Annotated in this window: 4 protein-coding genes; all 4 read right to left on the bottom strand. The window is 40.9% G+C overall.

All coding sequences use genetic code 11. The annotated features are described in order from the left end of the window. Nucleotides 1–661: 661 nt before the first annotated feature. The 4 genes from HDC90_RS17830 to HDC90_RS17815 are packed head-to-tail and all read right to left on the bottom strand — an operon-like array spanning nt 662 to nt 8,344. Nucleotides 662–1,885, bottom strand: a complete 1,224-nt coding sequence (locus tag HDC90_RS17830) for a DUF4998 domain-containing protein (RefSeq protein WP_184468809.1) — start codon at nt 1,883–1,885, stop codon at nt 662–664. Between the two features lie 30 nt (nt 1,886–1,915). Next, nucleotides 1,916–3,118: a DUF4959 domain-containing protein gene (locus HDC90_RS17825; RefSeq protein ID WP_184468807.1), complete on the bottom strand. Its 1,203-nt coding sequence runs from the start codon at nt 3,116–3,118 to the stop codon at nt 1,916–1,918. A 22-nt stretch (nt 3,119–3,140) separates the two neighbouring features. Then, nucleotides 3,141–5,087, bottom strand: a complete 1,947-nt coding sequence (locus HDC90_RS17820) for a RagB/SusD family nutrient uptake outer membrane protein (RefSeq protein WP_184468805.1) — start codon at nt 5,085–5,087, stop codon at nt 3,141–3,143. Between the two features lie 17 nt (nt 5,088–5,104). Continuing rightward, nucleotides 5,105–8,344: a TonB-dependent receptor gene (locus HDC90_RS17815; protein WP_221451884.1), complete on the bottom strand. Its 3,240-nt coding sequence runs from the start codon at nt 8,342–8,344 to the stop codon at nt 5,105–5,107. Nucleotides 8,345–8,563: the final 219 nt, after the last annotated feature.

Raw genomic sequence — 8,563 nt, 5'->3', positions numbered from 1 at the left:
CAACCTCTAGAGGTGTAAGGGATATTAAATTCTTCTTATTCAGATTGTCGAAAATATATGCTTAAAACATCCCCCCCAACTTTTCCGCTTGATCCAAATAAGCTCCGATGCTTCATTCAATCTGGCGGTTCTATAAGTCGATCCGTCAAAACGAAGCATTTCACAAAATATCGAACCAAGCAATTCTCTTTTTTTCAATACAGCATAAGCCTTACAGCACTTTCAAATGAGGCTGTATCATAATTCAATTTGACCTCGAAGCCGCCAAATAATATTTTATGGTGACCATAATTTTAATAAAAAACGGCAATTTTCACTAGCGAAAATTGCCGTTTTTTATTGCCTTATCATTCTTAATGGAGTTTGTTCGAAATTAAATTCTGTTCACGAATTATGATTTTGATTAATGATACAACCTCATTTTTATCTATTTAATTTCTAAAAAACAACCAACTGTTCTGCATTTAAGCCTCCCCTAAAAAGCCAGAAAAGTATTCTGGCAATTTCTTGTTTACTGTACAATGTTCGCGAAAGACTAGTTGTTTTTGATAACTCAAAAACAGAATTAGTTTACATCTTCTGAACGGGGCCTGTAAACAAAAAAAATCAAGAAAGCTAAAAAGAGCGCCAGAAACATCCTGACGCTCAGTTAAAAACCAGATTAATTGGTTTTGGGCAAATATTTCAGTCGAACCTGACTAATTCTCCAGAATGTCCCATCTCCGGCCCCTTTATTTGGAACATTGCCAACGAAACCAAGCGATACTTTCTTTTCGGCAGCTAGTGTAAAGGTGATCTTATGTGTACCTTTTGCGTTAGTCTTGGCATAGGCCAATGAAGATGCGATGTTGCCTGTATTGGGTATGCCATCTCCTTCGGCGGCCACAGTATAGAAGTCTCCGCCTGCGGTACAATCAGGAATATCTATTTCGAAGGTATATTGTCCTGGAGGCAGAATAGCACCTTGATAGATTTTACCGTCAGTAATTGTAGCCATATTATCTGCTGACCATCCTGCTTCCATGGCCAGTTGGGGGCCGTCAAACCAGGCGTCTACACCACCATAAAATACACCTGCAGCCTGCCTGAAATTTCGTACGGCATCATTGGTTGTCCAGGCAGTTGGGATTCCCCATCTGTCGCCTTTCACACTGGTAGTAAAAGGTATCTTTGTGTTTGACAAATACTGGGCAGTAACATCCTTTAAAACTCCTACCTGGGCAAATTCCGTGTAAAAAGTATCTATACTGGTTTTAGTTGGCAGGTACAGGGTCCTGGTACTAATTGTAGATGCCGTGCCTGCAAGGTCATTCAACTTGGTGCGTTCTGTGGCTATTGGCACCCTTAGCGTTTTTAATCCGGTTGTGGATGTATATCGAATTTCGGTAGCAAAAGGCCCGGCTGAGAGATCAATGGTCAGCCAATCTATAACAGTTTCGCCATTAACTTGGGTTGCGCTGCCAATTGTCCGATTGTTCAAAGATGCAGCATAACGTGGACCATAAACCCGTCCTACTGCATTAACAGCAATGGAGCGGTTTCCTTCAACATCGAAAGTATACACTAAAAAACTCCGGATCCCTTCTTCTACATTAAATATTTTGTTGAATCTCCTTGGATCTGTATTCATATTTACGGGATACTCAATTGAATCTTTTTTATCATTCCAATAGATTTTAATCCTGTTGATTTTTGGATCGGCTTTTAAAAGACCGGTTAACTGTACACGGTTGTTACCCGGGTTAATTTTAACAGAGTCTAATTTACCCGAGTAAAGGATATCTCCTCCTTCCAGGTATTTTTTATAATCATCCGGTTTAGAGCAACCAAACAACAGTATGGTTACGAAAGATAGGAGGATGGTTTTCTTTATTTTATTTTTCATCTTTTTAAGCTAATTAATGAATCTTATTGCTTATTGTAGCGCGCCATAAACCTCTATTTCATTGATACTTTGCGCGGTTCCGCCTGCCCAGTTCTCCAAACATCTGATCCTCAGGTAGCGCACTTTAGGTGCAGCTAGATCAATATCCCAACTAAAACCTGCCGCCGCAGTGGCCTGATCTTCTGCATTATCGTTTCCATAAGGCAATCCTGAAGGCTTTTTCACCTCGTAGCTGCCCAGAAGAATCCAGCTTGAATCTAAAGCCCCGTTTAGATTAGGGTTACTGGAACCATATATTTCGAACCTTTTCATGGTAGAGAGGTAGTAATACCTTGTTCCTTCAGGGAACGGGCGAATCCAAACACGGCTTAATTTTGCCGACACACCGGTATCAAAGCTGATCATATGTGGCCCATTACCGCCATTAATCTGGTGGGTAAAACTTGTGTAAGGCCATCCGAGCCTACCATCCCAGGCATAAACCAGTGCAGCGCCGTTGGTAACCTGCGGCGCGTCGCCAGGTAATACTAAAGCCCGGAAAAGTGAAGGATTAAGTTTGGCTTCAAATATCGGATTTATGGCTTTGTAAAGGGTATCTGAACTGTTTCCCCATTTGTCTTTAACAAAAATTGCCAATTCCTGCCTCGTGGTGTCAAGCCCCCTGATCTTAGATAAAATTTCGTCGGTACGGGTAAATATGCTCCTGAAATTATCTACTTCAAATTGCTTAAAAACATTTTTTTTCATTACCATGATCGAAATATTATCTCGTGTTGGATTTGTAGCCGACAGATTATATCCACCAAAGGCATTGATTACCTTGATACTCTTAAATACTTTCCGAAATGGGGCTTCAAGGGGTTTTACCTTTACTAAAATTGGTTGCGAAAGCACTTCGCTCCTACTTACAGAATATAGGGAGACCTGATGTTCCAGCGTATCGGCAAATCCTTCAACTACAACCGTATCTTTATAAAAGGACGATTTAGCTTCAAAATTAGTTCCGTTGGCTAGCTTAAAAACCGCTTTGACATATAATAAATTTTTGTCGTTAGGCAGTTTATAGGTAATTCTCGCTTTACCATTCAAATTTTCGACCTGAATGTTGCTTACCATTTGCGGAACAGTTCCATCATGCTCTGTGGGCCCACCAAGTTCTTCTTCCTTACAGGAGAACAGTGCCGCTATCAATGTAAGCAGTAATAAGTAATTAATTATTTTCTTTGATTTCATGATTCTTATCTTTAAATAAATACTACCATCCCGGGTTTTCTACCAGTTTTGGATTCTTTCTGATTTCATTGTCTCCAATCGGCCATAAATAGTCCCTTGGCGCTATAAATGTTTGGTTGAAAATAGTTCGTTCGATATTATAACTCTCAGTTGTCTTGCCCAAAACACTTAGGCCAGTGATATCCTTATTAAGCTCCTCGGCAGCCAGTTTCCATCTGCGGAGATCCCAGAAACGTTGACCTTCAAATGCAAGTTCGATCAGGCGCTCCCTTCGAATAATTTCGCGGAGGCCATTTTGGCTGGTATATTTGGCCGGATTCTTAGAATAATTGGTCCATGATTCTACAACACCTTTTAATCCTGCCCTGGTCCTCACACGATCTATATAGCTGATTGCAGTAGCAGAACCGGGTTCCAGTTCATTTAAAGCCTCAGCATACATCAAATAGAGATCAGCCAGTCTTATTTCCGGCCAAGGGTAAGTCTTCCAGCTTGGGGCATTGTTGGTATTTGTAGTTGACTCCCAATGAACGAGTTTTTTAATAAAATAACCCGTTTCGTTCCAATTGGTAAAGTGGCCGAATCCAGATCGCTCTGCATTTTTTGATTGAACGTATACCGAGTTTACATCGCTACTTGTGCTGGTCGCATCCTTCATATACCATTTACTTCCATCAAAGCCCAGATCTGCATAAAATCTTGGTTCACGATCATAATTAAGTCTTGCTGTTGCAAATCCAGGTTCAATTGTAAAACGCTCGGCAGTGGTTGCTACCCTGGTTTGCATATAATTGGCAAAATCAAGTGTTTTATCTTCATCAATGGGCACACCGTTTTTGCTGTAGAACATTTTCGCAATTTTTAACGGAGCTCCCCAAACACCCTGTAACTGGAACCTATCTACATTAGCGATGCCTGCCATCGGTGGCATACAAAGGGCTTCATTCACAAAATAACTGTTTGAAAGTGCCCAAACGTGCTCCGTACTCCATCTGGTGGTTACCGAATTGCGGATGTTCAATTGAGTTTTTGTTTCTGCGCTTAAGGCATAGGAATCATTAGTATAAGTGTAAAGGGCATTGCCATTTAACTCCGCAGACGCTATTGCTGCTTTGGCTGCATCCCTTGCCTTTTCCCATTTTTTAAGATCAAACACCGGGTTGAAAAATGTCGTATTTTCCTTATCCTTAAAGCCTGCATAATCCGAATTCCCATTAAATAGCGGGCTTGCTGCCATCAAAAGGAGTTTTGCTTTAACAGCAAGCGCAATGGGTTTGGTTATTCTACCCAGCTCTTTATTCTCATCAGAAATCCGTTGTGGTAGCTTTTCAGTTGCCGCATCTAAAAGAGCAGAGAGGTAATTTACCGTCTCATCTATTGGGGCGCGTTTATAATAAAGCCCTTCAGGATCTGAGGATTCTGGTGCATTTACATCAATAAGCGGTATAGGGCCGTACATCCTCATCAGATAATAGTGGTAATAGGCTTTCAAAAATTCTACTTCTCCGATCCATCTTTCCCTTTCAGCTATTCCCAGATCGGGGGCCTTTGTTGGGTCTTTGATGTTTTGAAGAAAGATGTTGCAATGGCGGATGGCCCTGAACATCATGAGATAATTATATCTTCCATCCCCTCCTTTTAAGTCTCCACCCCATTCGTTAAATAAGGGTCTGCTTCTATTTTGCTCGCCCTGGGCTATCTGAAAGGCTGGATGCCAATGGGCCTTGTCTGTTTGGGGCAACCAGATTTCATCACCCGCCATCATGCCGGCATTGAACCAGCCATCGCCATTTTTAGGTAAGTAAGAATAACAGGTAAAGAGGTATTTTTCAGCTTCGATGCGAAGTTTGAACGCATTTTCGATCACGGCAACATTGTCTGGAACAATATCCAGATACTTTTTGCAGGATGTTATGCTACAAAAGACTGTGAAAACGACAGCTAATGCAATTATTTTTTTCTTATTCATTTCCGTTAGATATTATATTATAAACTTACCTGCAAGCCTAGGTTATAAAGCGATTGGAGTGGGTAGTTCATTCCGTTGCCACGCATTTCTGCATCCCACATCTTGAACTTACTCAATATGAAAAGGTTGGTTGCCGACAAATAAAGGCGGACACTTCTCACATTCAGTTTTTTAATCTCCGAGGTATATCCAAATTCCACATTTTTTAATCTAAGAAAATTGCCATTCCTCATCCACCAGGTTGATGTGACATTATTGCTAGGCACCCTCCAGGTGCTCAATCTTGGCCAAAAGGCATAAAGATTAGGATTTGTCTCAGTCCAATAATTGTCGGCAATTGCCTTTAGCAAACCTGTCTGATAACCACCATTCTGATAAAATGGCTGAACCTGGTTCGAGTTTATGAAAAACGAAAAGCGGGCAGATCCCTGAAAATAAAAACTGAAATCAAATTTCTTATACCTGAAACTAGATCCGAAACCATAGGTAATTTCTGGTTCTGTAGGGTAACCCAGTGGAACCTGATCATCAGTATTGATAACCCCATCGCCATTTATATCTCTATATTTGATATCTCCTGCCTTAAGGCCGCGATCGCCAAACTGAACGGGAGAATTGGCAACTTCTTCATCATCAATAAACAACCTTTCAGCTATATAGCCAAAGGCCTGATTAAATGCTGTTCCTTTTCTGGATAGATAAGATAGCGATGCAGGATAAGGCAATTCATCAATCTTACCGATCTTGGTTGTAGCGTAGGTAAAAGTACCTCTGGCATTGATTGAAAAATCGCGGGAAATATTTGCCCTATAGCTACCAGACATATCTACACCTTTGGATGTACCATCTCCGAAGTTGGAAAAAGTTGTTGCCATTAAACCTGCTGCATTATCAATATTTGCAACAGGCTGCAAAATGTTGGTTCGTTTCTGCTTGAAAACATCAACTACTACATCAACTCCCTTTCCTACTGTCAAATCCATTCCAATATTTAACTGGGTAGACCTTTCCCAAGAAATGTCAGCATTTGCATACCTGGATATGGAAACACCAGGACGGCTATAGATCGGGGCTCCGTCATTTCGGCCAAAAGAGGCGCCATAACTATTATCGTTTAAACTTACCCTCGACATATAAAAGAAACGGTCTCCCACATTCCCAATGGCATCATTTCCGGCAACACCGTATGTAGCCCTAAATTTAAGATTAGAGATCACACCCCTCAGCGGTTCGAAAAACTTTTCATTCGAAATCCTATAGCCAACACCGATTGATGGGAAGAAACCCCAACGGTTACGGATGTCGAAACGCTCTGACCCATTGTAACCGAAGTTAAACTCTGCAAGATACCGGTCGTCATAACCATAAGAGAACCTTCCTGAAACACCAGCATTTCTTGAAGGTAAAGACTGGATCAGCTCATCAACATTGGCGTTTTCATAATCTGAAAGATAAGAAACAAGCATACCTCCAACCGCATGTTTATCCTTAAAAGTCCTATTGTAATTCACCGAACCTTCCAGCCACATCCTGGAATCAATATCCTTTGCATCCCTGGTAAAATTCAACACTTCTGTCCCAACCGTACCTATTGAATTTTGTCCGCCATCATTTAATGCGGTTAAATTATACGATTGATCCTGAGGATTGATCACTGCAGAATAAAAAAACGGGTTGTAATTTCTATTTACCCTGTAATAAGAAGTCCTACGCAAATACCCCATTGCCCGTGCACTTAAGCCTTTTGTTAGACTAGCCAAATCCTGTTTTAATTCCAACTGGGGCTGCAGATTCGAGGTTTTATAAACCTGATAGCCTTTTACCATCTCCGCATAAGGATTTGTATACAAGGTAGAACTTAGACTCAAGTCGGTATTACGTGTCTGAGCAGAACCAAAAAGCGGATGCTCAATGAAAGGCAACTTGTCTGATGGATACACGGCTGGGAACATAACCGGATTTGCATTTAACGCATTCCTGAAAGTTTGCTCGCCACCAGAGATACGTCTGTTACCATCCATTCCACCTATTGGGCCCTGATAATCATCAAATTGGCCATACATACGGATAATCAATACTGTAGACTTGGTGAGATCGAAATCTATGTTAGACCGGATAGAATAGTTGGTCAGACTAATATTATTATTAAAATTATTAATCGGGTTCACTTTTAAATTACCGTTATCGCGGTTTAAGGTACCTGCTATGTAATACCTGGCACGATTAGAGCCCCCTGCTATATTCAAGTTGTAGCCCTGGTTAACCGTTTGCTTTTTGATAAGCTGGTCTAACCAATTATTATTCGGGTACAGATAAGGATCTTCGCCGGCAGCAGTGCTGTTGATTTTATTTTGGGAATAGGGCTCAATGCCGTTTGGCGTACGTGTTATTGAAGCCTCATTGGCCATTCTCATGTAGGTAATATTATCAGCAAACTCATAATCCCTCGTATTCCTCGATATTCTATTCTCTACCCTGAAATTAAACTGTGGCTTTGCGTTCATTCCCATTTTGGTATTAATAAGCACAACGCCATTTGCTCCCCTTGCGCCGTAAACCGAAGAGGCCGCAGCGTCTTTCAATACAGAAAAATCTGAGATATCATCTGGTTGCAGGCGTGCCATATCGGTAGGTGTTGATTCTACCCCATCAATCAGAATAAGCGGGTCTCTTTTACCAGCCCCAAACGTAGATAAACCACGGATATAGAAAGTAGAGTTATCAGTACCCAATCCCGGTTCGCCACTGCTCTGAAAAGCAATTATTCCGGCAATACGCCCGGCAAGAGCATTGGTCAGGTTCGATGAAGGAGTTTTCAAATCTTTCACATTTACGGTGGTGATCGAACTAACCATACTCGCTTTTTTCTGTGTATTACCAAATCCGGTTACTGCAACTTCCTGTAATTCTGTGGTAGCGCTTTCAAGCTTGATGTCCAAAGTAATTACATTGCTTGCATTAACTGATTGCGAGGCAAGTGAAATTTGCCTTGGCTTAAATCCTATACAGGTAATGGAAAGTGTGGCCGACTTTGCAGCCCTAATTTCGAATCGGCCAAAATTATCTGTAGCGGTTCCTTGATTTGCAGCCCCCACAATTTTGATCACGGCACCCGGGAGTCCGCTTGTTGTATCCCTAACAATACCTTTAACCGTTATCGAATTCTGGGCCATGGCATTAATACTTAAAAAGGTGAGAAAAAGCATCAAGTATTTTGCTAATCCCCTATTGTTAAAGCCGGATTTAATTTTCTTCATTTTTTGCTGTCTGTTCATAACTGGTGATATCATAATTTTGAGAGAACCGGTCAGTAAATCAGGCAGATTACGAATTTTTGGATTTAACCCTTGTTTGTTGCTCATAATATTATTTGGTTTAATAGTTTTTAGATGGTTTTAAACGGACATAACATTCCCTTTCCTTTTCAAGATCAATCATAAACGTCAAAACAACGTTTATTAAAATAAGCAAGGAAA

The sequence above is a fragment of the Pedobacter sp. AK013 genome (assembly GCF_014205835.1).
Classification (GTDB): domain Bacteria; phylum Bacteroidota; class Bacteroidia; order Sphingobacteriales; family Sphingobacteriaceae; genus Pedobacter.
Note: the sequence above shows the minus strand (reverse complement) of the source record. Positions and strands in the feature narration are given on the sequence as shown.

Excerpts from the sequence above, each read along its gene's own strand:
- HDC90_RS17820 (WP_184468805.1), bottom strand. The coding sequence starts at position 5,087 with ATGAATAAGAAAAAAATAATTGCATTAGCTGTCGTTTTCACAGTCTTT.
- HDC90_RS17815 (WP_221451884.1), bottom strand. The coding sequence starts at position 8,344 with ATGAAGAAAATTAAATCCGGCTTTAACAATAGGGGATTAGCAAAATAC.
- HDC90_RS17825 (WP_184468807.1), bottom strand. The coding sequence starts at position 3,118 with ATGAAATCAAAGAAAATAATTAATTACTTATTACTGCTTACATTGATA.
- HDC90_RS17830 (WP_184468809.1), bottom strand. The coding sequence starts at position 1,885 with ATGAAAAATAAAATAAAGAAAACCATCCTCCTATCTTTCGTAACCATA.